Genomic DNA, 26,809 nt, shown 5'->3' on the forward strand with positions numbered 1-26,809 from the left:
ACTGCTAGGACTGGCAGAGAAGCGCCACGGTGGGCGCACAGGCGGGGCAGGCCCAGTACTCGACTGCGGGGCTGCTCAGCCATCCTCCGGTGCCCGCTAGGACCACCTCGGGGCCCGTAGCGAAGCACAAGCAGCAGATCCGGGTAATCCCGTCCTCGGGGTGCTGGTCGTGTCGCTCATACCGACAGCACCTCTCGCATGCTCACCTCGAACTCGCTCACGCTCGGCAGGTCGGACACCGCGGCGAACGCCTCGACCCGTCGGCGCTGTTGTGCTGCGGGGGTGTCCCGACGCCGCCGAATCTCTGCTTCCCTCTTGAGCCACGTCACGCGGTCCCGCTCGGCAAGCTCGGCGAGGATTGCGCGCCGCTCGGGCTCGGGGGTGGCTTCCCACTGGAGAACCCGCGGTGAGATCCGGTGCTCGAACGGCCGGGGTGGGATGGTCTTCCGCAGGTGGTGCGGGTGGATCGGCTGGACCCGCTTGCAGATGGTCATGGGGGCCTGTTCCGGGGGTCGGCTCGGGCTCGACCTGGACGGCTCGGCGTGGAGATGGCAGAGCCCAGCACAGGGCGTGCAGCAGCACCCCGAGCAGGGTGGAAACGATACGATCGAACATGTCTGGCAGCTCCTCGAAAGCTGGTGGACGTGAACCCCTCGGGTAGCCGCCCGGGGGGTTCTTTCGTGGCAGACGATACGCCTTTACGTCATGCAATGTAAGGCAATGTAAACATCTGTGACCTGACGATGTGCATGCGACAACTCTTCCCGGATACCGTCTGACCATGGATTTTGGCCCGGATGACCTGGTGGACCGTGACGCGCCGGAGTCTCTGCGCGAGCAACTGGCAGGCATCCTCCGGGCCAGGATCGAACGGGGCGACTGGGCACCGCGCCGAGCAATCGACCCCATGGAAACGCTGGCCGAGCACTACGGCGTGTCCCGCCCGACTGTCCGCCAGGCGGTGGCACTTCTCGAACAACAGGGGTGGGTAAAGGTGCACCACCCCCGAGGAACGTTCGTCGCAGAGCGGACGCCCCCGCCAAACGCTGGCGACCAGCACTCCTGACGGACAGCGGAGGCCCCGCCCGCTCCTACTCGTACGGACGGGGCCGGGCCCGTCCGTGGTCAGTGCGGGAGACCGGCGATAGCCTCCCGCGTGCCCCGACGGAGCAGATCGGCGGCGACGCGTCGGGTCTCTTGATAGGTGACGCTTCCGGGCCACTGGGGAGGTGTCCCGATCCGAGCGGCGACGGCGGGGTGCAGCAGTCGGCGGGCTTCGTCCCGGTCGGCCCACCGCCACGCCGACAGTTCCCGCGCGTCCAGCGTGATCCGGTCGGTGTCGGCGGCACTGAGCATGGGCCCGGACCACAGGAACACGATCCGGTCCCGGTTGCCCTCGCGGCGGGCCTGCGCCCACTCGACGCCGAACAGGTCGTCGGGCAGCAGGTCGAGTGCCAGGCCGAGTTCCTCGCGGACCTTGCGGCGGGCGGCGTCCAGCGGGGATTCGCCGACCTCGACCACGCCGCCGGGCAGGTGCCACGTCCCGATCCCGGCCGCCCGCACGAGCAGCAGGCGCGACACCGGGTCGGTGCACAGCACGTAGGAGGTGATCGGGTGTCCGGGTGCGGGGGCCATCCCCGTCACCTCCCCGCGGCGAGCGGTACGGCGGCCGCCGGCTCGGCGACGGACAGCAGCGGCAGGGGAAGGCGGTAGCCGCGCTCACGGGCGTCGAGGACGATCCGGAGATGGGCGATCGCCTCCGGGTGCACCTCGTAGGCCAGTTCCTCCGAGGGGGCCCACAGGATTCGGTCGACCCTCTCCCATACCCCCGCCGGGGCGGGGTGGGTGTAGAGCACTTCGGAGGCCACCGTCCCGCCGTCGCACACGTAGTGCGCGTCCTTGACGCTCTCCTCCGCCCACCCCCACCCCAGTGCATGCGTCGGCGCACCCTCCAGCCCGGCCAACTCCCGCAACGCCCGCGCGGCGGCCTCCGCGAGCTGCTCGCCCGGCTCGACCTGCACCCCGGGCAGTACGGGGTACTTCTCTCCGACCGGCTGCACCAGCAGCACCGCGCCGTTCTCGCTGACCACCAGCACCGAAACACCAACACTCCGGTACGAGTGCCCACCGACCAGGTACCGGGCCGGACCCCTGCGCCGCCGCGGTAACACCTGCCCGCGCAAGCCGCGCTTCTCCAACTTCCACTCCTAGCATGAGAGTTCAACGTTCATGTGCCCAACTTTGCGCCTCCCGCCATCGCGGGGACTGAGCCGCCCCGGTCACAACGGGGGGAGGAACCGGAGCAGCCCGGATACATCCCCTTCACAGGCGCACCCGCCCGGAGCGGGGGAAGCTCCGGGAGATCAGACGGACCGGACGCGAGCCAGTACCCGACACCAGCTCGCGAGTTGGTGAACCGCCTCGACCCGCAGCAGGTAGGTCCGGTGGTGGTCGCGGCACACAGTCAGCGTGGTGCGCCGCCCCGTTGCGAGTACGGCCGTAACCTGCCGGGGGCGACCGCACGGGTAGCACCACCCGGGGGACCACCGTGCGCCGCGGATCATCTCGGGCGGGATGGTCTCCGGGGCCCTCACCCGGCGCCCTGTATACGGCGGTGCCGACTCCCGGACCACCGACGCACGCGGAGCGTCCAGCCGGGCCCGAACGACACCATGACCATGGCGACGACTACCGCGACGAACACCCACGCCCAGCGCCTCGCGGCGTCCGGGTCGAGCAGCGCCAGGACCACCGGGACAACGGGGACGGCACCGACGACGACCGCCAGGGCGACGTCTGCGAGGGTTCGCCGGCTCGGCCCCATCACGCCGACTCCGGGCGATGCGGGCACTTCGGCGAGGGACACCGGCAGGCGGGCCAGCCGACCGGCCGCCGAGCACCGACCCGCGCACTGATCTCCGGGTCGTAGTCGTCCAGCGGGCCGCGACCGTCGGTCTGCGTCCCCGCCTCCCAGTGACGAACCGCCATGCTCTCGGGCAACACCCTTGCACCGCCCGCCTTTGCCGCCATTGGTAGCTCCTCCCGCCAAGTAGCACCAAGATCTGGCAACCACCCAGGACGGTGAAACCTCCCGCAAAGGACACTCCAGAACGTCCCATGCGCGATAGAACGTCCCTACAAGGGTCCGGGTCGTGCGGGGAGACAAGCGGAATGCCGAACGAGAGACTGAAAGCTGTTATGGCGTCGGGCGGTTGGACGTGCTCCGCCCTGGCGGAGAGAGTCGGCGTGGACACCAAGTCAGTCGAACGGTGGGCTAACCAGAACCGGACACCCCGACTGAGAGCGGCCCGTCTGGCTGGCGAGGCACTGGGAGAGGACATGTTCGACTTGTGGCCGAGCCTGCGGCAACCACGTGCGGCCAGGGCGATAAGCCCCGAGCTGGTGGCGCTCTACGAGCAGCGTGCCGACCTGCCGGTGTCGGTGTTCGTGGATCTGATGGAGCGGGCCACGGAGCGCATCGACGTGCTGGTCTACGCCGCGGTCTTCCTCCACGAAGCGTATCCGCGCCTGAACGACCTACTCCGGGAGCGCGCTGCCCAAGGATGCGCGGTCCGGATCGCACTTGGCGACCCCGACAGCGAGAACGTGAGACAACGCGGGGAAGAAGAGAAGTTCGGTCACGGCATCGAATCCCGTTGCAGGCTCGCCCTCATGCACTACCGACCGTTGCTCGGCACGTCGGGGATCGAGATCCGCACCCACGGAACCACGCTCTACAACAGCCTCTACCGGGCAGACGACCAGGTGTTGGTGAACGCGCACGTGTGGGGAGCCAATGCTTTCGCGGCGCCTGTCTGGCATCTGCGGCGGACCGGCGCGGGCAAGCTGTTCGACACCTACGCTGCCAGCTTCGACGCAGTATGGAACGCCGCCCTGCCAGTGGAGGAGAGCTGATCACATGGCACGTACCGAGTTCTATGACGACCCCGACGCACCCAAGCCGAACAGGTTGGTGGTCGCGGCATCCGCAGTGGTGACCGACAGCGAGGGGCGCGTCCTGCTCCAGCGGCGGACCGACAACGGCCTGTACGCGCTGCCGGGTGGCGCCATGGATCTCGGCGAGTCGCTTCCGGGAACAGCCGTCCGGGAGGTCCGCGAGGAGACCGGCCTCGATGTGGAGATCACCGGACTAGTCGGCACGTACACCGATCCTCGACATGTGATCGCCTACTCGGACGGCGAGGTGCGGCAGCAGTTCAACGTCTGCTTCACCGCGCGCATCACGGGTGGGACGCTCCGAATCTCTGACGAGTCGACCGATCTCCAGTTCGTAGCACCAAGCGGCTTCGCAGACCTGCCAATGCACCACACTCAGCGGCTCCGACTTCAGCATTTCCTGGAGAAGCGAGCAACCCCTTATCTCGGGTAACAGGCACCAACAACGAAAGCCCCGCCCCGGCCACCCGGCGAGGGGAGGACGGGGCGGGGCATGCATTCGGTCCAGACGTCGGATTCGTCGTCCGACCCCGGCAGCTCGGCGGCAGGCCGGATTCTCGGAAAGAGGCTCAACCTGGCATGGGTAGGCAAGTCGCCCTCCGCAGGAATGGTTGTATTAGCCATCAGAGTTTTTTCCCTCCCTGCCGCGCTATCTCCTGCGGAAGGGGAGTCACCCCCCTGGGGTCACCGCAGGTCAGGGCCTCGGACAGGCTTGACACGCTCGCTCGCCCAGCCTCCGGGCTGGTGCTGTGCCGTCTCGCGGCTGTGACATTGCGTACACAGCGGGCGGAGTGCCAAGCGTCCGGATCGGCGACACCTTGGGCGACCAGCGAGCGGCGCGCCGTGGTCAGCTCAGGGCACCCGGGGACACTGCACGGGGGCGGGGTCGCTTGGGCATAGAGGTACCTCCAGTGGCAAGGGAACCCAGGCGGCGCAATGCTGGTAGTAAGAAGTGGGAGGTGTCGCCGTGGGTGACCGGGTGCTTTCAGTGACGATTGAAGTGCAAATTGAAGGCCGAAAGGCCTTCCCAAATCGGATCAAAGCAGCGTACGTAAACGCGGCTAAGGCTGCCGAGGACGCTATTCGAGAGGCCCTTCTCCCGGGCTCCATACACTCAGTGCATAGTTCGCTGAACTACTCGACTCGCTATCGGCATGGCATTGATGGCGAACTCATACAGGACGAGCCGGACGACTTGCCCGACGACGAAACGCCCTAGTGGCCGCATTAGGGTTCCAGCAAACGTGCTGTCAGATTTCCTGGGCGAAAGCCCCGGAGTCCCGTGCCGTCTTCCCTCGGTGGCACGCACGACACAGCGCCCACACGTTGTCGTCGGTGTCCTCGCCACCTCGGGCGAGCGGTAGCCGGTGGTTGACGTCGACCAGCTCGGCGGGCACCTCCTCGCCGCACTGACCGCACGCCGCGGAGCCGTCCCGGTCGACCCGCCGGCGAAGCCGTTCGGTGCCGCTGCACCCCCAGTACAGGCAGCGCAGTGGCACCGAGGTCACGCTGTGAAGTAGCAGAACGCGCAGAGGCCCCGCAGGTTCGCGGGGGCGTCAGGGAATCGAGCCCCGTCCGCGAGCAACTGTTCCCGGGTGCGCGGGAAGTGCTGGACCAGTTCGGCCCGTTCTTCGCCGCACACTCGGCACAGCGGGTTCATCGCCAGGTAGGCCCTGCGGATGGACGGCCAGTTGGGGCTACCGGTGACCTTGTGCGCTGCCCGCGGGATCGCCGGGCGTGGTTCTGTCCAGCGCCTCACCCTGTGCCGTCCGGCGGCAGGACGGGCGGGTTGATCGGCTGCCCGTCCGGGTGGCGGGGCGTCAGGTCGATGGCCAGCCACCGGCCCGGGTGGTCGGGGGCGCGCATGTGCTGGACTCCGCGCAGCATCGGCGCCCCTGCGTTGGTCGGCGGGAGTCCGGTCGGGTCGTCCGACCAGACGGGCCGCCCCTCAGCGTCGCGGGGGAAGTAGGGGTAGGTGCCGTCCGGGCCGGGGTCGAGTGCGTCGAGGGTCATGTCAGTCCGCCGCTTCGATGTAGGCGTCCCGCTCGGCGTCCAGTTCCTCGGCGTAGGCGATGCTGAGCGCTTCCGCGGCCTTGTCGACCTCGTTGGTGAGGTCTTCGAGGAACCGCAGGTCGTACCAGCGGTGCGCGGGCACCGTGACCACCTGCCCGAGGCGGGTCTGTGCGTTCTGTGCGGCGGTGAGGATCTTCTCGCGCTTGTGCCGCTCGGCGCGGTGGGCGACGTATGCCTTGAACCACGGTTCGGCGGCGAGGAGTTCCAGGAATTCGGCGTGCAGTTCGCGTCCCCGGGTGGAGTGGGCGTCGGCCTGCTCCCGCCAGGTCTTCACGAACTCGCGGTCGTACTCTGCGCCACGCTCCGCGCGGCGTGCCTGTTCGGCTTCCTGTGCGACCGCCAGGGCGGCTTCCGCGTCGGCGAGCGGGGCGGCGAGCTTGTCGGCCTGGGCGCGGAGCTTGGCGAGCTTGTCGGCGGCGCGGGTGATGTCGTTGTTCATGGTCAGACCTCCTGGTCGGTCGGGGCGGAGACGTTGCGGCCGAGCTGCCGGGCGGCGTCCTTCGCGGCCTGGTAGTGGCCGAGCGAGATCCGGGCGATGGGGCTCATGCGGTCGTACTCGTCGGGGCGGTCGCGCTTGAGTTCGGCGAGGCGTTCCATGGGGGCGCTGTAGCGGAAGGCGTCGGCGCGGGAGTGGAGCTTGCGGGTCTCGCGGTCTTCGTCGGTGTAGCGGGAGCTGTTCGGGTTGCTCACGGTGGTTCCTCCGGTTCGCTGCCGTGTCGGCGGCATGAAAAAGCCCCTGCCCGGAGCCGGGAAGGGGCGAGGTGGTGCTGTTCTGTGCCTTCACTTGTATGGGAAACCAGGCGTTCCCTGGTGCGTGCGGCCCTCACTGTTGTGGGGAGTGGGGCGATCTCTCTTCCTGCGCTCGGCTGCCCTGGCCGCTTCTGCCTCTCACTGGTAGAGGACAAGGACGAGTTCCTACGAGTACCGACCGGCAACACCCGGGGCGTCCGGTGCCCTCCTCTCCCGGAAGTAAGAGAGGGGGACGATGGCCTGTCGCCCACCGAGCAGCGCCGTCGGGGTAGCCCGTCTTCCCCTCCCGGAAGTACAGAGAGGGGGACGAGTTCCAGCGAGGGTGACGGGGTGACGCTGGTGAGGCAAAAACCAGTTTCTTATAGACACTCGCGTGTAAAGAGAACCTAGATTCTGCGTCATCTGCGTCACCCCGTCACCACCGCTGCCCGCTGACGGTCTACGCGGCCAGGTCCACGGGCGTGTGGATTCGCATCTTGCTCCCCGCTGCGGGGGCGCCGTCCGCGCCCATACCGAGTTCGTCGCGCAGCCCCGCCCACGACTCGATGGCCGGGTCCAGATCGCCGACCACCGACAGGCGCAGCCGGGACTCGTCCAGGCGCCTCCAGCCGCCCAAACGGGCCTTGTCGACGAACACCCGGAACCCTGCCTCCAGCAGCAGCCCGCGGCGCGTCTCGTCGTCCGCTGTGGTCCACACGTCGGCGAGGGTCTGCCCGGTGTCGAACCGCTCCCGCTTCTCCGGGCGTGCCGGGGTCGCCTCCAGTTCGGCGAGGCGGGAGTCAAGGGCGGCGAGACGCTGCTCCCACGACTTGAGGGCGGTACGGGAGCGCTGCTGTCCCTTCAGCTCCTGGTGGGCGTCGTACTCGGCCGCCACCTCGTCTATCTCCCGCTGGGGGTCGTAGCCGGGGGTGATGAGCGTCTTCAGCACTGGAACCCGTCCGGCGAGGTCCAGGAACCGGGCTTCGGCCCACTCCTCCAGCCAGTCTGCCCGGATCGTGGTCGGGGCGGCGCACGGGGTGTGGTTGGCGCTGCTGCTGCACCGGTAGGTGTCCTGCTGGGTGCGGGAGGTGGCTCGGCCCTGCTTGTACATCGGGCCCTCGCACGTTCCGCACAGGGCGATGTGGAGCAGCCGGGACGCGTCGGCGGGGGCTTCCTTCTGTTGGCCGAGCTTCTTGTCTTCGAACAGTGCGCCGATCACGTCGAACTCTTCGCGGGTGAGGATCGGCTCGGTGGTGGACATGATCGGCTCGCCCTGTGCGTTGCGGACCGGGTTGCCGCGGTGCATCTTCCAGCCGAGCAGCGCGGGCGTGGTGAGGATGCGCCGAATGAGCTGCCGGGTCCAGCGGAACACCTTGACCACCTTCGAGCCCTTGCGTCCGGCGCCGACCTTGCCGCCGGTCGGTTTGCCGTTGAGGCGGGACCAGTGGTCGCGGGGTGTGAGCACCCCCTCGGCGGTCAGCGCGGCACAGATCTTGTGCACCGCAACGCCGTTCAACAGGTCCCGGATGATCCGCAGCAGCACCTTCACCGCGCTCCCGTCCTGCACCAGGGTCTTACCGACGCCGCCGAGTTCGGCGGGCATGGGAACGATCTTGTAGCCGTAGGCGGGGGCGCCGTTGGCGTGCCGGTAGTTCATCGCCCGCATGGCGGCGTGCGCACCCGTCACGCGCTCCTTGGTCGCCCACGACTCCATTTCGGCCGCGAACGCGAACTGGTTGAGCATCATGGTCGTGATGGGGTCCATCGGGTTGCGGAAGTCGTAGACCTGCGCACTGCCGCCGATGCCTTCGGCGAAGATGATGACCTTCCGGTGCTCGCTCGCCCACTTGGCGAGTTCGTGCATGTCGCCCTGCCCGCGTACCGCACGGTCGAAGCGCCACCACACGATCACGTCCCACTCGTCAGGACGGGCCAGCCACGCCCCCAGTTCGGGGCGCTGCCAGGGGGCGGTCTTGCTCGCCGACACCGCGAGGTCGACGGCCTCGCGCAGGTTTTCACCCTCGCCGAAGTCGATGTTCTGTAGCGCGGCGGCGAGGTTGCACGCCTCACGCTGCCGCTCCGGACTAGTCGTCTCGTCCCGCATCACCGAAAGACGGATCGCCCGGACCCCTCGGAGGGGCCGGGCGAACACGGTGCGTTCGATGCCGGGAAGGCTGCTGTTGCTGAAAGTCCCCACACTGTTGGAGGAGGGGGACGATGGCCTGCCGCTGTCACTGGTCACACTGGTTGGGGAAACCAGAGGTCCCCCACTGCTGAAGTTCTCCACGTCAGTAAGAGAGGGGGACGAATTCTTTCCGCTGGTCAGGGGCGCGGTGGTGGTCGGCACGGGGGCTCACTCCAGAGGTGTGAACCCGAATCACTCGGCGGCCAACCGAGCACGCACAGCCAGATCGCTTCGCAGGACAGCCACTTGCACTGTCCCGCGACCTCGCTGACGTGCTCCTCCCGCCGCGCGCAGTTCCCCGCGCCCCTGCTTCCGCAACCTAGTTGCACCAGCCGTCCCGGTACGCCGCCCAGTGGTCCGGCGTCGCCGCGAAGTCCACGTACAGCGCGAGCCCGAAGTTCTGCCGTCCGCCCGCGCCGAGGCCCAGCCGGGCCCCGCGGACCGCCGCGCGGACCGTCTCGGCGTCGCCCCGGTGCGTGGGCGTGTCCGCCCAGTACGCGGGCAGGCCCATCAGCAGGTCGACGCCGGGCGGGGTGCTGGCCAGGGCCAGCGAGGTCTGCCGGGCGACGTAGCCGCCGTACAGCGACTCGACCGGCATCGAGGTGTCGTACGACATCACCGCGACCTGGTCGACCCGCCGGGCCGCGGCCGCGAAGTACCCGGCGGACCAGTACTTGCCGTGGTTGCTGAGCGCGAAGGCGACCCGGCCCAGCCCGGGGACGGGGTCGATCTGCGGGGCCGCGATGGACAGCGGCACCGAGCGGGCGGCGGTCAGCGCGTGCACCTGGTCGAGCAGGGCGAGGAAGCCGGACGAGCCGGAGTGCACCGGCTCCAGGTCGAAGTGGACGCCGTCGAAGCCCAGGTCGAGGACCTGCTTCGCGGAGGCGGTGATCCGGTCCCGGACGTCGGCGCGCTCCAGGTGCAGGCCGACCTTCTCGGGGGCGACCACGTCCCCCAGCCAGGACTGGATCCGCACCCCGGGCATCGCCGCGTGCGCCCGGGCCAGGAAGTCCGCCGCGCCGGGCGCCAGCGCCGGGTCGAGCGAGCCGTCGTGCTCCAGCGGCCCGGTGTGCACGTACAGGTCGTGGATGCCGGTGCTGCGGACCTTCGCGGCGAGCGAGGTCAGCTCCTCCGGGGTGCGCCGCCCGTCGACCCAGGCGTGGCCCAGCCAGATGGCGTCCTTGCCGCGGGTGCGGGCGTCCGCGGCCGGCTCGCCCGCGTACTCCCAGCGCAGCGCGGCCGCGGCGCCGAGCACCGGCACCACCAGCAGGACGAGCGCCGCGGTGAGCACGGTCAGGACGCGGCGGCGCCGGCTCCAGCGGTTCCGCCCGCGCCAGCGGCGGCGCGCCCGGCCCGGGAGTGTCCGCCATTCGGACGCTCGTAGGGCGTGCGCGGCGCGCTTCCACCGGCTCTGTTCCCCCGAAGTGGGCATGATCGTGCTCCCTTCCGGTGGACAAGGACGCCCAGGATGCGGAACGGGTTCCGTCCCGCCCCGGTGGGACCGATACCCTGGCCGGGTGCGTCCCCGGTCCAGGTGGGGCCGCATAGCCGACAGCCGTCGCACTCAGGGAGCAGCCACATGGCCACCGTTGTACCCACGTCCGCCCAGCAGGACCGCGCCGACGCCCTGCGCGAGGCCCTCGCCACCCGAGTCGTGGTGGCCGACGGGGCGATGGGCACCATGCTCCAGGCGCAGGAGCCGACGATGGAGGACTTCCAGCAGCTCGAGGGCTGCAACGAGGTCCTGAACGTCACCCGCCCCGACATCGTGCGCTCGGTGCACGAGGCGTACTTCGCGGTCGGCGTGGACTGCGTGGAGACCAACACCTTCGGCGCCAACCACTGGGCGCTGAGCGAGTACGACGTCCCCGAGCGGATCTTCGAGCTGTCCGAGGCGGGCGCCCGGCTCGCCCGCGAGACGGCCGACGCCTTCACCGCGAAGGACGGCCGCACCCGCTGGGTGCTCGGCTCGATGGGCCCCGGCACCAAGCTGCCGACGCTCGGCCACACCACCTTCGAGGTGGTCCGCGAGGGCTTCCGGCAGAACGCGGCCGGCCTGATCGCGGGCGGCGTCGACGCGCTGCTGATCGAGACCAGCCAGGACCTGCTGCAGACCAAGGCGTCCGTGCTGGGCTGCCGGGCGGCCCTGGCGGAGGCGGGCGTGAACCTGCCGATCCTCGCCCAGGTCACCGTGGAGACCACCGGCACCATGCTGCTGGGCTCGGAGATCGGCGCGGCGCTGACCGCGCTCGAACCGCTGGGCATCGACTTCATCGGCCTGAACTGCGCCACCGGCCCCGAGGAGTACAGCGAGCACCTGCGCTACCTGGCGAAGAACGCCAAGGTCGGCCTCTCCTGCATGCCGAACGCCGGCCTGCCGGTGCTCACCAAGGACGGCTCGCACTACCCGCTCAGCCCCGAGGAGCTCGCCGACGCGCACGAGGGCTTCGTCCGCGACTACGGCCTGGCCCTGGTCGGCGGCTGCTGCGGCACCACCCCCGAGCACCTGCGGCAGGTGGTCGAGCGGGTCCAGGGCCTGCCGATCACGGCGCGCGACCCGCGGCCGGAGGCGTCCGCCGCCTCGCTCTACCAGTCCGTGCCGTTCCGGCAGGACACCTCCTACCTGGCGATCGGCGAGCGCACCAACGCCAACGGCTCGAAGAAGTTCCGCGAGGCGATGCTCGCCGCGGACTGGCAGACCTGCGTGGAGATCGCCCGCGAGCAGATCCGCGAGGGCGCCCACCTGCTCGACCTGTGCGTCGACTACGTCGGCCGCGACGGCGTCGCCGACATGCGGGAGATCGCCGGCCGGCTGGCCACCGCCTCCACCCTGCCGATCGTGCTGGACTCCACCGAGCCGCCGGTGCTCAAGGCCGGCCTGGAGATGCTCGGCGGCCGCGCGGTGCTCAACTCGGTCAACTACGAGGACGGCGACGGCCCCGACACCCGGTTCGGGAAGATCGCCGCGCTGGCCCGCGAGCACGGCGCCGGCCTGATCGCGCTGACCATCGACGAGCAGGGCCAGGCCCGCACCGCCGAGACCAAGGTCGCCATCGCCGAGCGCCTGATCGACCAGCTCACCACCGAGTACGGCATCGACGAGGGCTCGATCCTGGTCGACTGCCTGACCTTCACCCTGGCCACCGGCCAGGAGGAGTCCCGCCGCGACGGCATCGAGACCATCGAGGCGATCCGCGAGCTCAAGCGCCGCCGCCCGGACGTGCAGACCACCCTCGGCCTGTCGAACATCTCCTTCGGCCTCAACCCGGCCGCCCGCCAGGTGGTCAACTCGGTCTTCCTGCACGAGTGCGTGGAGGCCGGCCTGGACTCGGCGATCGTGCACGCCGCCAAGATCCTCCCGATGAACCGGATCCCCGAGGACCGCCGGCAGACCGCCCTCGACCTGGTCTACGACCGCCGCTCCGAGGGCTACGACCCGCTGCAGAAGCTGCTCCAGCTGTTCGAGGGCGTCTCCGCCGCCTCCTCCGCCGCGTCCAAGGCCGAGGAGCTGGCCGCCCTCCCGCTCGAGGAGCGCCTGCAGCGCCGGATCATCGACGGCGAGCGCAACGGCCTGGAGGCCGACCTGGACGCCGCGCTGACCGAGCGCCCCGCGCTGGAGATCATCAACGACACGCTGCTGTCCGGCATGAAGGTGGTCGGCGAGCTGTTCGGCTCCGGCGAGATGCAGCTGCCGTTCGTGCTGCAGTCCGCCGAGGTGATGAAGGCCGCCGTCGCGCACCTCGAACCGCACATGGAGAAGGCCGACAGCGAGGGCAAGGGCACCATCGTGCTGGCCACCGTCAAGGGCGACGTGCACGACATCGGCAAGAACCTGGTCGACATCATCCTGTCCAACAACGGCTACAACGTGGTCAACCTGGGCATCAAGCAGCCGGTCTCGGCGATCCTGGAGGCCGCCCAGCAGCACAAGGCCGACGTGATCGGCATGTCCGGCCTGCTGGTCAAGTCCACGGTGATCATGAAGGAGAACCTGGAGGAGCTCAACCAGCGCGCGCTGGCCGCCGACTACCCGGTGATCCTCGGCGGCGCCGCCCTCACCCGCGCCTACGTCGAGCAGGACCTGCACGAGATCTACGACGGCGAGGTCCGCTACGCCCGGGACGCCTTCGAGGGCCTGCGCCTGATGGACGCGCTGATCGGCATCAAGCGCGGCGTCCCCGGCGCCGCCCTGCCCGAACTGCGCAAGCGCCGGCACGCCCGGGTCGAGGTCGAGGAGCCGGAGGAGGTCAACCTCGGCCAGATCCGCTCCGACGTGTCCGTCGACAACCCGGTCCCGACCCCGCCGTTCTGGGGCGACCGGATCATCAAGGGCGTCCCCTTCCAGGACTACGCCTCCTGGCTCGACGAGGACGCCCTGTTCAAGGGCCAGTGGGGCCTCAAGGGCGGGCGCAGCGGCGGCCCGACGTACGAGGAGCTGGTGGAGACCGAGGGCCGTCCGCGGCTGCGCGGCTGGCTGGACCGCCTGCAGACCGAGGGCTGGCTGGAGCCCGCCGTGGTCTACGGCTACTACCCGGCCAACTCCAAGGGCGACGACCTGATCCTGTACCGCGAGGACGGCTCCGAGCTGACCCGCTTCACCTTCCCGCGCCAGCGCCGCGGCCGCCGCCTGTGCCTGGCCGACTTCTTCCGCCCGGAGGAGTCCGGCGAGCGCGACGTGGTCGGCCTGCAGGTGGTCACCATGGGCAACCGGATCTCCGAGGCCGCCAACGAGCTGTTCGCCGGCAACTCCTACCGCGACTACCTCGAACTGCACGGCCTGTCCGTCCAACTCGCCGAGGCGCTGGCCGAGTTCTGGCACGCCCGGGTCCGCTACGAGCTGGGCTTCGGCGACGAGGACCCGCAGGACGTGCGGGACATGTTCGCGCTCAAGTACCGCGGCGCCCGCTTCTCGCTCGGCTACGGCGCCTGCCCCGAGCTGTCGGACCGGGCTAAGATCGCCGAGCTGCTCAGGCCCGAGCGGGTCGGCGTGATCCTCTCCGAGGAGTACCAGCTGCACCCCGAGCAGTCCACCGACGCCATCGTGCTGCACCACCCCGAGGCCAAGTACTTCAACGCGCGGTAAGTCTTCAACCGGGGATCATCCGTTCGCCGCGCCGCCGTCCGGTGCAATCCGACCGGGCGGGCGTATCCTTGATGATCCTGAACGGGCCGGTCCGCAGACCAGCGGGCCGGCCCGTGCCATCCCCGGACGCGCCCGCGCCCGGCCACCCACCCGGAAGGACGGCGCGCATGACGACGGTCTCGACCCCGGTCCGCATCGGCGGAGACGGCGAGGACAGCGGCCTGCAGGCCGTCCTGCTCGACATGGACGGCACCCTGGTCGACACCGAGGACTTCTGGTGGCAGGCCGAGGTCGACCTGTTCGCCGAACTCGGCCACCGGCTCACCGCCGAGGACCGCACCCACGTGGTCGGCGGCCCGATGAGCCGGGTGATCGACTACCTGATCGCCCGCACCGCGGTCACCCTCAGCCCGGCCGAGCTGACCGTCCTGATCAACCAGCGCTTCGTCGACCTGCTGGCCGGCGGCGTCCCGCTGATGCCCGGCGCCGAGCGGCTGCTCAACACGCTGGCCGCGCACGGCGTCCCGGCCGCGCTGGTCTCCGCCTCGCACCGGCACATCATCGACATCGTGCTGCGCAGCCTGGGCGCCCGGCACTTCGCCTTCACGGTGGCCGGCGACGAGGTCGCCCGCACCAAGCCGCACCCCGACCCCTACCTGGCCGCCGCCGCCCGGCTGGGCGCCGACCCGGCCCGCTGCGTGGTCGTCGAGGACACCCCCACCGGCGTCGCCGCCGCCGAGGCGGCCGGCTGCCCGGTCATCGCCGTCCCCTCCATCGCCGCGATCGAGCCCGCCCCCGGCCGCCTGGTGCTGCCCTCGCTGGAGCAGGTCGACCTCGGCCTGCTGCGCACCCTGGCCGGCGCCCGGGTGTGAGGTTCGTCTCCCTCGCGGCCTTTGCCGGTTTCGTTCCGCGTCCGGTGGTATGCGGAACGTGTCCGCCGCCGCGGGTGAAAACGGGCATTGGCTGACAACTCGTCGGCTGCCCGGACAAGATCGTCCGAACCCCGCGCGACCACCGTTCGAACCCTCGGTGAGCGACCGGAAGCGATGTGGCACGCTAACTCCCGTTCAGTCCCCGTGCCGCGCCGCCCACCACCGGAAACCCGGGAGAACGGGCCCGCGGCCGCAGCAGACCCGCGGCCCCGCCCCACCCCGGCGCCGGGCGGCGGGCACCGGCGACAGCCGGCCGCACGCAGTGAGGAAGACCACCCCGCATGACGACGCCCAACCGCCTGGCCGTGCTCAGCTGCGCCGCTCTCGTCGCCACCACGGCCGCGGGCTGCGCCTCCGTCGAGAAGGTCGCCGGCGGCGGTGGCGGCAGCACGGCGATCACCATGGGCACCACCAGCGTGACCAGCGTGCTCGACCCGGCCGGCGCCTACGACGCGGGCTCCTGGCTGGTCCTCAACAACGCCTTCCAGTCGCTGCTGAGCTTCCCGGCCGGCGCGACCGAGCCGCAGCCCGACGCCGCCGAGTCCTGCCAGTTCACCGGCTCCGACGCGCTCACCTACACCTGCAAGCTGCGCACCGGCCTGAAGTTCTCCAACGGGCACCCGCTGACCGCCGCGGACGTCAAGTTCTCCGTCGACCGGGTCAAGAAGATCGCCGACCCGTCCGGCCCCGGCCCGCTGCTGTCCACCATCGCCTCGGTGGAGACCTCCGGCGACCGCGACGTCACCTTCCACCTGGAGAGCCCCGACGCGGTGCTCCCGGCCAAGCTGGCCTCGGCGGCCGGCGCGATCGTCGACCACCAGGTGTTCCCGGCCGACAAGCTGCTCGGCAACGGCTCGCTGGTCGGCTCCGGCCCGTACAAGATCGACTCGGTCGAGATGAACGGCAAGGCGCCCAGCAAGATCGCGCTCAGCGCCAACCCGAACTACCAGGGCACCGCCAACCTGCTGAACAGCAAGTTCACGGTGCGCTACTTCGACAAGCCCGAGCAGCTGAAGTCCGCCCTGGACAGCGGCGAGGTCGACCTCACCGACAACAGCCTCGACCCGACCGCGGCCGCCCAGATCAAGAACGACGACCTGGCCGGCACCGGCAAGCTCCGGGTCGCCGAGGGCGCCTCCGGCGACACCCGCTACCTGGTCTTCAACACCAAGGACGAGACCGGCGGCAACCAGGCCGTCCGGCAGGCCGCCGCCCAGCTGGTCGACCGCAAGGCGCTCGCCCACGACGTGTACGCGGGCACCGTGCAGCCGCTGTACTCGGTCGTCCCGGCGGGCATCGCCGGCCACACCACCGCCTTCTTCGACAAGTACGGCGAGCCCGACCCGGCCAAGGCCAAGCGGATCCTCGCCAACGCCCACGTCGCCACCCCGGTCAAGCTCACCCTGACCTGGTCCCGGGCCCGGGCCGGCGCCGCCGAGCTGGAGTCGGTCAAGCAGCAGTTGGAGAACGGCGGCCTGTTCCAGGTCACCGTCCAGCAGGAGGCCGACTGGACCGCCTACCAGGCCGGCTGGAAGAACGGCAGCTACCAGGCGTACACCGTCGGCTGGACCCCCGACTACGCCGACGCGGACGACTACATCAGCCCGCTGGTGGTCAACGGCGGCGCCTACCACAACGGTTGGGACAACCCGCAGATCAGCGGCAAGCTGGTGCCGGACTCCATCAAGCTCACCGACCGCTCCGGCGGCGGCGCCTACGACCAGATCCAGAAGATCCTGGCCGACGCCGTCCCGATGGTCCCGCTGTTCCAGAACAAGTCCTTCTACGTGTACCAGCCCGCCATCACCGGCGTGGACTCCACCGTGGACAACACCGGCGTGTTCCGGTTCTGGGAGATCGGCCGCACCGCGAAGTAACGATCCGCCGGAGCACCGCGCGGAACCGAACGGCCCGCCGCCCCCGAGGGGGTGACGGGCCGTTCGGCGTCCTCCGCCGTCGGACTACAGCGCGCCCGGGCGCACCAGGCCGCTCTCGTACGCGTACACCGCCGCCTGCACCCGGTCGCGCAGCTGCAGCTTGGTCAGCACGTGGCCCACGTGCGTCTTCACCGTGGTCTCCGAGACGAACAGCTCGGCGGCGATCTCCGCGTTCGACAGCCCGCGCGCCACCAGCCGCAGCACCTCCACCTCGCGCTCGGTCAGCACCGTCAGCGCCTGCGGCGGCGCCTCGTCGCCGGAGGGCAGCTTGGTGGCGTACATGTCCAGCAGCCGGCGGGTCACCGACGGGGCCAGCATCGCCGCGCCGTCCGCCACCACCCGGATCGCCTGCACCAGCTCCTCGGCCGGCACGTCCTTCAGCAGGAAGCCGCTGGCGCCCGCGCGCAGCGCCTCCACCACGTACTCGTCCAGGTCGAAGGTGGTCAGCACCAGCACCTTCGCCGGGCCGTCCCGGTCCGGCCCGGCGATCCGCCGGGTCGCCTCCACGCCGTCCATCCGCGGCATCCGGATGTCCATCAGCACCACGTCCGGCTGCAGCGCGCGGACCTGGTCCAGCGCCTGCTGCCCGTCGCCCGCCTCGCCGACCACCACCAGGTCGGACTCCGCCTCCAGGATCATCCGGAAACCGGTACGCAGCAGCGGCTGGTCGTCCACCAGCAGCACACGGATCGTCACCTACGACTCCTTGCCAGGAATGGTCTCAGTAGCCAGGGGCAGCGGGTACGGCGGGGGAGTGCCGCCGAACTCCGGACAGGACGCCTGGTGGTCGCACCAGTCGCACAGCCGGTTGCGGGTCGCCGGGAAGTCCCCGGTGGCCACCGCCGCCGAGATCGCCTCCCACAGCGCCTCCAGCTTGCGCTCCACCGCGAGCAGGTCGGCCTCGTCCGGGTCGTACGTCACCACGTCCCCGCCGCCGCCCAGGTACACCAGCTGCAGGCGCTTGGGGACCACGCCCTTCCACCGCCACACCACCAGCGCGTAGAACTTCATCTGGAACATCGCCTTGCCCTCGAAGTCCCGCGAGGGCGCCCGGCCGGTCTTGTAGTCCACCAGCCGCACCTCGCCGGACGGCGCGACGTCCACCCGGTCGATGTACCCGCGCAGCAGCAGCCCCGAGGCCAGCGCGGTCTCCACGTACAGCTCCCGCTCCACCGGGTGCAGCCGGGTCGGGTCCTCCAGCCGGAACCAGCGGCGCACCAGCTTCTCGGCGTCCGCCAGCCAGTCCGCCAGCTTCTCCGGCTCGCCCGGGAACAGTTCCGCCAGCTCCGGCCGTTCCCCCAGCAACCGCTCCCACTGCGGGCCCAGCAGCCCGAGCGCCCGCTCCGGCGTGCGCTCGGCCGCCGGGTGGTCGAACAGCCGCTCCAGCACGGCGTGCACCAGCGTCCCCCGGGTCGCGGCCGCGCTCGGCGGCTCCGGCAACCGGTCGATCACCCGCAGCCGGTACAGCAGCGGGCAGGTCATGAAGTCGCCCGCCCGGGACGGCGACAGCCCGGTCGGCCGGGCGGCCGGACGCGGAGCGGGCGGGGGGTCGGTCTGCTGCATGCCACGACCCTATTGCACCGGACCGGCAGCAGGGGCGAACGGGTCGAAGAGCTGGGTATGAACAAGGGGGAGAGCGGGGCCAGCGCCGTTCCGGACCGGAGATCACGTAGCGTACGAGGCACCAGCGGACGGCGAGAGAGGAGCACGGTGAACGACACCGAGGGGCGGGCACCGGAGAGGCCGAAGCCGAAGCCCGACGACCAGCCGCGCGGCGGCATCCTGATGGGCCGTCCGTTCGGCGTGCCCGTCTACGTCACCCCGTCCTGGTTCCTGGTCGCCGCCCTGATCACCTGGATCTTCGGCAGCCGCCTCGCCGACGTCCTGCCCGACCTCGGAGCCACCCGCTACCTGCTGGCCTTCTCCTTCGCCGTCGCCTTCTACGGCTCCGTCCTGGTCCACGAACTCGCCCACACCGTCGTCGGACTGCGCTACAAGCTCGGCGTGCGCCGGATCCAGCTCCAGTTCCTCGGCGGCGTCTCCGAGATCGAGAAGGAGGCCGACCGGCCCTGGCGCGAGTTCTGGCTCGCCTTCGTCGGCCCGCTGCTCTCGCTGCTGCTCGGCGGCGCCTTCTGGCTCGGCCTGCGCGCCGTCGAACCCGCCACCGTCCCCGGCGTGCTGCTCGCCGGACTGATGGTCTCCAACCTGGTCGTCGCCGCCTTCAACCTGCTGCCCGGCCTCCCGCTGGACGGCGGCCGGATGCTGCGCGCCGTCGTCTGGGCCCTCACCGGCAACCCGATGAAGGGCACCCTGGCCGCCGTCTGGGTCGGCCGCGCCCTGGCCGTCGCCGTCGTCCTCGGCCTGCCGATCTTCAGCTCCTCCCAGGACATCGAGCGCTCCACCACCGAGGCCATGGTCGACGGCGTGCTCGCCGCCGTCCTCGGCTTCATCATCTGGCAGGGCGCCGGCAACTCGCTGCGCAACGCCCGCCTCAAGGAGGTGCTGCCCCGGCTCAAGGTCCGCGAACTGGCCCGCCGCAGCATCGACGTCCCCGCCGACACCCCGCTCGGCGAAGCCATGCGCCGGGCCCGCGAGGCGCACGCCGGGGCGATCGTGGTGGTCGACGGCCGCGGCGAGCCGATCGCCGTGGTCAAGGAGTCCGCGGTCAGCGCCGTCCCCGAGCACCGCCGCCCCTGGATCGCCGTCACCGCCGTCTCCCGGGACCTCGAACCCGGCCTCACCGTCCCCGTCGACCTGGCCGGCGAGCAGATCCTCGACACCCTGCGCCGCGCCCCCGCCACCGAGTACCTGGTGGTCCGCCCGGACGGCACGGTCTACGGCGTGCTCTCCCTCACCGACCTCGAACGCCGGCTCACCGCGGCCCTGCTCGGCCGGGCCGCCGGAGCGGACTGATCATGTGGTCGGGGGCAGCCCTCCGGCTCCCGTAGGATGGCCCCCATGTCCGAACCGACCGGTGCCGCCCGCCGACGCGGGCCCTTCAAGGTCGGGGACCAGGTCCAGCTGACCGACCCCAAGGGCCGCCACTACACGTTCACGCTCCAGGCCGGGAACCAGTTCCACACCCACAAGGGTATGTTCCCGCACGACGAGCTGATCGGCGCTCCCGAGGGCACGGTCGTCCGCACGACGGGCAACGTCCCGTACCTCGCGCTGCGCCCCCTGCTCCCCGACTACGTCCTGTCCATGCCGCGCGGCGCGGCCGTGATCTACCCCAAGGACGCGGGGCAGATCCTGGCCATGGCCGACATCTTCGCCGGCGCGCGGGTGGTCGAGGCGGGCGTCGGCTCCGGCGCCCTCTCCACCTACCTGCTGCGCGCCGTCGGCGACACCGGCTCGCTCGCCTCCTACGAGCGCCGGCAGGACTTCGCCGACATCGCCAAGGGCAACGTCGAGCGCTACTTCGGCGGCCCGCACCCGGCCTGGAAGCTCACCGTCGGCGACCTCCAGGACAACCTGGTCGAGACCGACGTCGACCGCGTCATCCTCGACATGCTCGCCCCCTGGGAGTGCCTGGACGTCGCCTCCAAGGCGCTCGTCCCCGGCGGCCTGATCTGCTGCTACGTGGCCACCACCACCCAGATGTCGCGCACCGTCGAGGCGCTGCGCGAGCACGGCACCTTCACCGAGCCGCAGGCCTGGGAGACCATGGTCCGCACCTGGCACCTGGAGGGCCTGGCCGTCCGCCCGGACCACCGGATGATCGGCCACACCGGCTTCCTGCTCACCGCCCGCCGCCTCGCCGACGGCGTCGAGCCCCCGCTGCGCCGCCGCCGCCCCGCCAAGGGCTCCTACGGCGAGGACTACGAGACCGGCCCGGAGAGCGAACTGACGCTCGCCGAGCGCGCCGCGATCCGCAAGGCGCAGCGCGAGGCCGCCTCGCACGACGCGCGGGAACTCCCGCAGTAGCACCGGGCACCGGAGGATCGCGGCGGACGGCCGGACCACGGCCGGCGCCGCGATCCTTGCGTTCGGGGCCTCCCGCCCCGCGCCCTGACGCGGGCCCTCGCGGGCCGGTGTGGAAGGATGCGCGGACCGGAAAGGGGAGTCTCGTGGTGACGGAGCGTCGGATACCCGGGCACGCGCGCTCGGGGTTGAAGCACTGGGTGCTGGTCGCGGCGGGCTGCGCCGCGGTGGTGGGCGGGGCGCTGGGGGCGACCTCGGCGACCGGGGCGGTGACGGCCGGTCAGCCGGCCGGCGACCCGGTCGCGGCGCCGGCCCCCGAACCGGCCCCGGAGGCGGACCTGAGCAAGGTGCAGCTGCCGCTGGAGTGCGGGCCGTTCCCGGTCGCGGTGAGCCTGAAGACCTCCGCGGTGCTGGACGGCAAGCCGCTGACCGTCGCCGCCGCGCACTGCCAGGCCGACATGGGCACCCCGCCGGACGGCGTGTTCCTGGTCGGCGCGGACGGCGCGCCGGTCGCCCTGCTGCCGGACAGCGAGGGCCTGACCGTCACCGAACTGGCGATCCGCAGCGACGGCTCCATCCGGGGCCGGGCCCGCGGCTACTCCTCGCCGGACGTGCCGCGCTTCTCGCCCGACCTGGAGGTCGAGCTGTCCTGGAAGCGCTCCGGCGGGGCGTGGACGAAGACCGAGACCAAGAGCTCCGTCCAGGGCGCCTGACGGCCCCTCAGCGGCCGCCCCGGCGCTACTCGGCGTCCGGCCCGTAGACCTCGACGCCGTCCGCCGCGCGGCGGACGTGGATGCAGTCGCCGGGGCAGTCCTTGACCGAGTCCACCACGTCCTGAAGGAGCGTCAGCGGCACCGGCACGCTCTGGCCCGGCTGCTGGCGCAGTTCGTCGTCCTCGCCCTTCACATAGGCCAGTCCGTCGATGTCGAGCTCGAAGACCTCGGGCGCGTACTGCGCGCAGATGCCGTCGCCGGTGCACAGATCCTGGTCGATCCAGACTTCGAGTGCCTCGCCCGTGCCCGCCATTGCCCCTGCCGTTTCTGCGCTCGTCGCCCCGCATTCGGGGACATTCCTGTCACGATACATCCGCGCTGCTTTGAACCGTTGAGCGGTGGGCATCTCCTCTGCAGAGGGGAAGCGAGCGGGGCGGACATCGGACACGCCCGATCCATCTTTCTGATCTAGGGGTTTACATGACCCTGGTGCCAGGTAGGTTTGGGTCGTCCAGCTCCCCCAGGAGGAGGTGAGGACCGTGGCAGCCCACGATGACGACTACGACCGCAGCGCCGGCAGGCCCGCACGGGGGTCCGACGAGGCCGCACAGGTCTCGTACCTCGAGCAGGAGATCGCCGTCCTGCGGCGCAGGCTCGCCGATTCTCCGCGCAGCTCAAGGGTTCTTGAGGAGCGGATCGTCGAGCTCCAGACCAGCTTGGCCGGCGTGACCGCCCAGAACGAGCGGCTCGTCTCCACGCTCCGCGAGGCCCGCGACCAGATCGTGGCCCTCAAGGAGGAGGTCGACCGGCTCGCCCAGCCGCCGGCCGGATTCGGCACCTTCCTCGAGAAGAACGAGGACGGCACCGCCGACATCTTCACCGGCGGCCGCAAGCTCCGGGTCAACGTCAGCCCCAGCGTCGAGCTGGACGAGCTGCGCCGCGGCCAGGAGGTGATGCTCAACGAGGCGCTGAACGTCGTCGAGGCGATGGCGTTCGAGCGGATCGGCGAGATCGTCACGCTCAAGGAGGTGCTGGAGGGCGGCGACCGCGCGCTGGTCGTCGGCCACACCGACGAGGAGCGGGTGGTCCGGCTCGCCGAACCGCTGCACGGCGTCACGATCAGGGCGGGCGACGCGCTGCTGCTGGAGCCCCGCTCCGGCTACGTGTACGAGGTGGTGCCGAAGGCCGAGGTCGAGGAGCTGGTCCTCGAGGAGGTCCCGGACATCGACTACCGGCAGATCGGCGGCCTGGCCGGCCAGATCGAGCAGATCCGGGACGCGGTCGAGCTCCCGTACCTGCACGCGGACCTGTTCAAGGAGTACGAGCTCCGGCCGCCCAAGGGCGTCCTGCTCTACGGCCCGCCCGGCTGCGGCAAGACGCTGATCGCCAAGGCGGTGGCCAACTCGCTGGCCAAGAAGGTCGCCGAGGTGACCGGCCGGCCGCAGGGCAAGAGCTACTTCCTGAACATCAAGGGCCCCGAGCTGCTCAACAAGTACGTCGGCGAGACCGAGCGGCAGATCCGCCTGGTCTTCCAGCGGGCCCGGGAGAAGGCGAGCGAGGGCACGCCCGTCATCGTCTTCTTCGACGAGATGGAGTCGCTGTTCCGCACCCGCGGCTCCGGCGTCAGCTCGGACGTGGAGAACACCATCGTCCCGCAGCTGCTCGCCGAGATCGACGGCGTGGAGGGCCTGGAGAACGTCATCGTCATCGGCGCCTCCAACCGCGAGGACATGATCGACCCGGCGATCCTGCGGCCCGGCCGCCTGGACGTCAAGATCAAGATCGAGCGGCCGGACGCCGAGGCGGCCAAGGACATCTTCTCCAAGTACCTCAGGGACACCCTGCCGTTCCACCCGGACGACCTCAAGGAGCACGACGGCTCGGTCTCGGTCACCGTCGCCGCCATGATCCAGTCGGTGGTCGAGCGGATGTACTCGGAGACCGAGGAGAACCGCTTCCTGGAGGTCACCTACGCCAACGGTGACAAGGAAGTCCTGTACTTCAAGGACTTCAACTCCGGCGCGATGATCCAGAACATCGTCGACCGGGCGAAGAAGATGGCCATCAAGGACTACCTCGACCACGGCCAGCGGGGCCTGCGCGTCTCCCACCTGCTCGCCGCCTGCGTGGACGAGTTCAAGGAGAACGAGGACCTGCCCAACACCACCAACCCGGACGACTGGGCCCGCATCTCCGGCAAGAAGGGCGAGCGGATCGTCTTCATCCGCACCCTCGTCACCGGCAAGCAGGGCGCCGAGTCCGGCCGCTCCATCGACACCGTCGCCAACACCGGGCAGTACCTGTAGCACGCGCACCATCCCGTCCGGCTGCGGCGCTCGGCAGGGCACCGCAGCCGGACGGCGCGTCTGCACCGGCAGTACCGAGCAGCACCCAGCAGTACCCACAGGTCAGGAGGGCCGCATGACCGTACGGCGCGTGATGGGGATCGAGACCGAGTACGGCATCTCCGTGCCCGGCCACCCGAACGCCAACGCCATGCTCACCTCGTCCCAGATCGTCAACGCGTACGCCGCGGCGATGCACCGGGCGCGCCGCGCCCGCTGGGACTTCGAGGAGGAGAATCCGCTGCGCGACGCCCGGGGCTTCGACCTGGCCCGGGACGTGGCGGACGCCAGCCAGCTCACCGACGAGGACATCGGCCTGGCCAACGTCATCCTCACCAACGGCGCCCGGTTCTACGTCGACCACGCGCACCCCGAGTACTCCTCGCCCGAGGTCACCAACCCGCGCGACGCGGTGCTCTGGGACAAGGCCGGCGAGCGGATCATGGCGGAGGCGGCCGAGCGCGCCCTGGAACTGCCCAACGGGCAGCGGATCCTGCTCTACAAGAACAACACCGACAACAAGGGCGCCTCCTACGGCACCCACGAGAACTACCTGATGCGGCGGGCCACCCCGTTCGCCGACATCGTCCGCCACCTCACCCCGTTCTTCGTCTCCCGCCAGGTGGTGTGCGGGGCCGGCCGGGTGGGCATCGGGCAGGAGGGCGGCGGGCACGGCTTCCAGATCAGCCAGCGCGCCGACTACTTCGAGGTCGAGGTCGGCCTGGAGACCACCCTCAAGCGCCCCATCATCAACACCCGGGACGAGCCGCACGCCGACGCCGAGAAGTACCGCCGGCTGCACGTCATCATCGGCGACGCCAACCTCTCCGAGATCTCCACCTACCTCAAGCTCGGCACCACCGCGCTGGTCCTGTCGATGATCGAGGACGGCTTCATCGCCGTCGACCTCGCCGTCGACCAGCCGGTGCGCACCCTGCACCGGGTCTCCCACGACCCCGACCTCAAGCAGCTGGTCCAGCTGCGCAGCGGCCGCAAGCTGACCGCCGTCCAGCTCCAGCTGGAGTACTGCGAGCTGGCCCGCAAGTACGTCGAGGACCGCTACGGGCAGGACGCCGACGACCAGACCATGGACGTGCTGGCCCGCTGGGAGGACGTGCTGGGCCGGCTGGAGCGGGACCCGATGAGCCTGTCCCGGCAGCTCGACTGGATCGCCAAGAAGGAGATCCTGGAGGGCTACCGGCAGCGCGACGCCCTGCAGTGGGACAGCCCCCGGCTCCAGCTGGTCGACCTCCAGTACAGCGACGTGCGGGCCGACAAGGGCCTGTACAACCGGCTGGAGGCCCGCGGGCGGTTCGAGCGGCTGTTCACCGAGGAGGACGTCCGCCGGGCCGTCACCCAGCCCCCCGACGACACCCGGGCCTACTTCCGCGGCCGCTGCCTGGAGCAGTACGCCGACCACGTGGCCGCGGCCTCCTGGGACTCCGTCATCTTCGACCTGCCCGGCCACGACAGCCTCCAGCGCGTCCCGACCATGGAGCCGCTGCGCGGCACCCGGGCGCACGTGAAGGACCTGCTGGACCGGTGCCGCACCGCCGAGGACCTGGTGCGCGTCCTCTCCGGCGGGTAACTTTTCGATCACCGAGGGTGAACGTTTCCCGGACGGGGAATCATTCCGGTGAGCAGCCAGCGTTGAACGAGAACACCGAACGAGCGGGGTGAGGGAAATGGCGGAGAAGGACACCGGCGGCGGCCAGCAGCGGGCCAACCGCTCCTCCGAGGAGGTCGAGGAGCAGGCCGCGGAAACGCAGGCTTCGGACGAGCTCAAGGAGCGCCAGGAAAAGCTCAGCGACGACGTCGACTCGGTACTCGACGAAATCGACGAGGTACTGGAATCCAACGCCGAGGATTTCGTGCGCGGATTCGTGCAGAAGGGCGGTGAGTGAGAGGGGAAACCCCCTCCGCCACCGAAAAGAGCACCACGAGCGCCGCAGGTGTGCCCTGAGCGCGCCTGCGGCCTCGTGTTCCCGCAAGCTCCTGCGCGCAGCGCGTGGAACCGGCCCCGGAAGCGGGTAGGGTCCGGGGCACCAAGCAACTTTCGATCTTCGATCCGGAAGGACACGTGTGGAAGCCAACCTCAGTGGCACCGGGCGTCTGCCGGCCGCCTTCCTCACCCCCGGCTCCTCCTCGTTCCTCGACTTCCTCGACAGCCACGCGCCCCAGCTGCTCCCCGGCCGGCGCCCCCTCCCGGAGGGGATGACGGTCGAGGCGCCGCACGGCACCACCATCGTCTCCGCGGTCTTCGACGGCGGCGTGGTGCTGGCCGGCGACCGCCGCGCCACGATGGGCAACGTCATCGCCCAGCGGGACATCGAGAAGGTCTTCCCGGCGGACGAGTACAGCGCCGTCGGCATCGCCGGCACGGCCGGCCTGGCGGTCGAGATGGTCCGGCTGTTCCAGCTGGAGCTGGAGCACTACGAGAAGATCGAGGGCGCCGTGCTCTCCTTCGAGGGCAAGGCCAACCGGCTCACCACGATGATCCGCTCCAACCTGGCGATGGCCATGCAGGGCCTCGCGGTCGTCCCGGTCTTCGCCGGCTACGACCTCGACCTCGGCCGGGGCCGGATCTTCACCTACGACGTCACCGGCGGCCGCTCCGAGGAGCGGGCCGGCTTCGCCGCCACCGGCTCGGGCTCGGTGTTCGCCCGCGGCTCGATGAAGAAGCTCTACCGGGACGGCCTCACCGGCGAGCAGGCCGCCACCCTCGCCGTCCAGGCGCTGTACGACGCCGCCGACGACGACTCCGCGACCGGCGGCCCCGACCTGGCCCGCAAGATCTTCCCGATCGTCACGCTGATCACCGAGGACGGCTTCCGCCGGCTCACCGAGGAAGAGGTCGCCGAGATCGCGGTCTCCATCACCGACCAGCGCCGCGAGCACCCCAACGGGCCGCAGGCCCCGCTCCTCTGAGTC

25 protein-coding genes are annotated in these 26,809 nt (G+C 70.6%); 13 read left to right on the top strand and 12 right to left on the bottom strand.

Annotation, left to right across the window (positions count from 1 at the left end):
- Positions 1-176 precede the first annotated feature (176 nt).
- Entirely contained in the window at positions 177-494 is a 318-nt protein-coding gene (locus tag IH44_RS0105930) for a hypothetical protein (RefSeq protein ID WP_030458338.1), read from the bottom strand.
- Between the two features lie 287 nt (positions 495-781).
- On the opposite strand from IH44_RS0105930, the gene IH44_RS0105935 reads away from it, so the two are divergent.
- Positions 782-1,066 (top strand): winged helix-turn-helix domain-containing protein, encoded by a 285-nt coding sequence (locus tag IH44_RS0105935; protein WP_030458339.1) that lies wholly within the window; start codon positions 782-784, stop codon positions 1,064-1,066.
- Positions 1,067-1,125: 59 nt separating this feature from the next.
- Here the strand turns inward: IH44_RS0105935 and IH44_RS0105940 are convergent, their stop codons facing one another.
- Together IH44_RS0105940 and IH44_RS0105945 are read right to left on the bottom strand one after the other, a co-directional pair.
- The gene (locus IH44_RS0105940) at positions 1,126-1,635 is read right to left on the bottom strand and encodes an NUDIX hydrolase (protein WP_051816588.1); all 510 of its coding nucleotides are present in this window, start codon (positions 1,633-1,635) and stop codon (positions 1,126-1,128) included.
- Positions 1,636-1,640: 5 nt separating this feature from the next.
- The gene (locus tag IH44_RS0105945) at positions 1,641-2,171 is read right to left on the bottom strand and encodes an NUDIX domain-containing protein (protein WP_255358042.1); all 531 of its coding nucleotides are present in this window, start codon (positions 2,169-2,171) and stop codon (positions 1,641-1,643) included.
- A gap of 1,000 nt (positions 2,172-3,171) precedes the next feature.
- Here IH44_RS0105945 and IH44_RS0105955 point away from each other — a divergent pair.
- Positions 3,172-3,915, top strand: a complete 744-nt coding sequence (locus IH44_RS0105955; protein WP_030458343.1) for a helix-turn-helix transcriptional regulator — start codon at positions 3,172-3,174, stop codon at positions 3,913-3,915.
- 4 nt (positions 3,916-3,919) lie between these two features.
- Complete coding sequence (locus tag IH44_RS0105960) at positions 3,920-4,390, top strand: NUDIX domain-containing protein (protein WP_030458344.1); 471 nt, start codon at positions 3,920-3,922, stop codon at positions 4,388-4,390.
- Between the two features lie 817 nt (positions 4,391-5,207).
- On the opposite strand, the gene IH44_RS49625 is transcribed toward IH44_RS0105960, so the two are convergent.
- The 6 genes from IH44_RS49625 to IH44_RS0105990 form a co-directional block, all read right to left on the bottom strand.
- Positions 5,208-5,465, bottom strand: a complete 258-nt coding sequence (locus IH44_RS49625; RefSeq protein WP_198544950.1) for an HNH endonuclease signature motif containing protein — start codon at positions 5,463-5,465, stop codon at positions 5,208-5,210.
- Between the two features lie 247 nt (positions 5,466-5,712).
- Positions 5,713-5,970 (bottom strand): hypothetical protein, encoded by a 258-nt coding sequence (locus IH44_RS0105970; protein ID WP_030458346.1) that lies wholly within the window; start codon positions 5,968-5,970, stop codon positions 5,713-5,715.
- A gap of 1 nt (position 5,971) precedes the next feature.
- A complete protein-coding gene (locus IH44_RS0105975) occupies positions 5,972-6,469 on the bottom strand; it encodes a hypothetical protein (protein ID WP_030458347.1) in 498 nt (165 codons plus the stop codon).
- 2 nt (positions 6,470-6,471) lie between these two features.
- Positions 6,472-6,720, bottom strand: a complete 249-nt coding sequence (locus IH44_RS0105980) for a hypothetical protein (protein ID WP_030458348.1) — start codon at positions 6,718-6,720, stop codon at positions 6,472-6,474.
- Positions 6,721-7,219: 499 nt separating this feature from the next.
- Positions 7,220-8,956, bottom strand: a complete 1,737-nt coding sequence (locus tag IH44_RS0105985) for a recombinase family protein (RefSeq protein WP_255358041.1) — start codon at positions 8,954-8,956, stop codon at positions 7,220-7,222.
- Positions 8,957-9,263: 307 nt separating this feature from the next.
- The gene (locus IH44_RS0105990; protein WP_030458350.1) at positions 9,264-10,376 is read right to left on the bottom strand and encodes a membrane protein; all 1,113 of its coding nucleotides are present in this window, start codon (positions 10,374-10,376) and stop codon (positions 9,264-9,266) included.
- A 147-nt stretch (positions 10,377-10,523) separates the two neighbouring features.
- On the opposite strand from IH44_RS0105990, the gene metH reads away from it, so the two are divergent.
- From metH to IH44_RS0106005, 3 genes are all read left to right on the top strand, one after another.
- A complete protein-coding gene (gene metH / locus IH44_RS0105995) occupies positions 10,524-14,027 on the top strand; it encodes a methionine synthase (RefSeq protein WP_030458351.1) in 3,504 nt (1,167 codons plus the stop codon).
- 167 nt (positions 14,028-14,194) lie between these two features.
- Complete coding sequence (locus IH44_RS0106000; RefSeq protein WP_051816589.1) at positions 14,195-14,899, top strand: HAD family phosphatase; 705 nt, start codon at positions 14,195-14,197, stop codon at positions 14,897-14,899.
- A gap of 341 nt (positions 14,900-15,240) precedes the next feature.
- Positions 15,241-16,836 carry an ABC transporter substrate-binding protein gene (locus IH44_RS0106005; RefSeq protein WP_030458353.1) on the top strand — a complete coding sequence of 532 codons (1,596 nt, stop codon included), beginning with the start codon at positions 15,241-15,243 and terminating at the stop codon, positions 16,834-16,836.
- Positions 16,837-16,920: 84 nt separating this feature from the next.
- On the opposite strand, the gene IH44_RS0106010 is transcribed toward IH44_RS0106005, so the two are convergent.
- Positions 16,921-17,592 (bottom strand): response regulator transcription factor, encoded by a 672-nt coding sequence (locus IH44_RS0106010; protein WP_014139709.1) that lies wholly within the window; start codon positions 17,590-17,592, stop codon positions 16,921-16,923.
- On the bottom strand, positions 17,593-18,459 hold the full coding sequence (locus tag IH44_RS0106015; protein ID WP_030458354.1) for a RecB family exonuclease: 867 nt from the start codon (positions 18,457-18,459) through the stop codon (positions 17,593-17,595). It lies immediately after the preceding gene.
- A gap of 147 nt (positions 18,460-18,606) precedes the next feature.
- On the opposite strand from IH44_RS0106015, the gene IH44_RS0106020 reads away from it, so the two are divergent.
- From IH44_RS0106020 to IH44_RS0106030, 3 genes are all read left to right on the top strand, one after another.
- Positions 18,607-19,809 (top strand): site-2 protease family protein, encoded by a 1,203-nt coding sequence (locus IH44_RS0106020; RefSeq protein WP_035954068.1) that lies wholly within the window; start codon positions 18,607-18,609, stop codon positions 19,807-19,809.
- A 45-nt stretch (positions 19,810-19,854) separates the two neighbouring features.
- Positions 19,855-20,823, top strand: coding sequence for a tRNA (adenine-N1)-methyltransferase (locus IH44_RS0106025; protein WP_030458356.1), 969 nt, complete (start codon positions 19,855-19,857; stop codon positions 20,821-20,823).
- Between the two features lie 146 nt (positions 20,824-20,969).
- Positions 20,970-21,533 (top strand): hypothetical protein, encoded by a 564-nt coding sequence (locus IH44_RS0106030; RefSeq protein ID WP_157852120.1) that lies wholly within the window; start codon positions 20,970-20,972, stop codon positions 21,531-21,533.
- 25 nt (positions 21,534-21,558) lie between these two features.
- On the opposite strand, the gene IH44_RS0106035 is transcribed toward IH44_RS0106030, so the two are convergent.
- Entirely contained in the window at positions 21,559-21,846 is a 288-nt protein-coding gene (locus IH44_RS0106035) for a ferredoxin (RefSeq protein ID WP_030458358.1), read from the bottom strand.
- A 226-nt stretch (positions 21,847-22,072) separates the two neighbouring features.
- On the opposite strand from IH44_RS0106035, the gene arc reads away from it, so the two are divergent.
- The 4 genes from arc (at position 22,073) to prcB (ending at position 26,806) form a co-directional block, all read left to right on the top strand.
- Complete coding sequence (arc, locus tag IH44_RS0106040) at positions 22,073-23,839, top strand: proteasome ATPase (protein WP_030458359.1); 1,767 nt, start codon at positions 22,073-22,075, stop codon at positions 23,837-23,839.
- Positions 23,840-23,954: 115 nt separating this feature from the next.
- Positions 23,955-25,466 (top strand): depupylase/deamidase Dop, encoded by a 1,512-nt coding sequence (dop, locus tag IH44_RS0106045; RefSeq protein ID WP_030458360.1) that lies wholly within the window; start codon positions 23,955-23,957, stop codon positions 25,464-25,466.
- Positions 25,467-25,563: 97 nt separating this feature from the next.
- Positions 25,564-25,782: a ubiquitin-like protein Pup gene (locus tag IH44_RS0106050; RefSeq protein ID WP_030458361.1), complete on the top strand. Its 219-nt coding sequence runs from the start codon at positions 25,564-25,566 to the stop codon at positions 25,780-25,782.
- Positions 25,783-25,960: 178 nt separating this feature from the next.
- Complete coding sequence (gene prcB / locus IH44_RS0106055; protein WP_030458362.1) at positions 25,961-26,806, top strand: proteasome subunit beta; 846 nt, start codon at positions 25,961-25,963, stop codon at positions 26,804-26,806.
- The last annotated feature ends 3 nt before the right edge of the window (positions 26,807-26,809 follow it).

The sequence above is a fragment of the Kitasatospora sp. NRRL B-11411 genome, assembly GCF_000721345.1.
Taxonomy (GTDB): Bacteria; Actinomycetota; Actinomycetes; order Streptomycetales; family Streptomycetaceae; genus Kitasatospora; species Kitasatospora cineracea.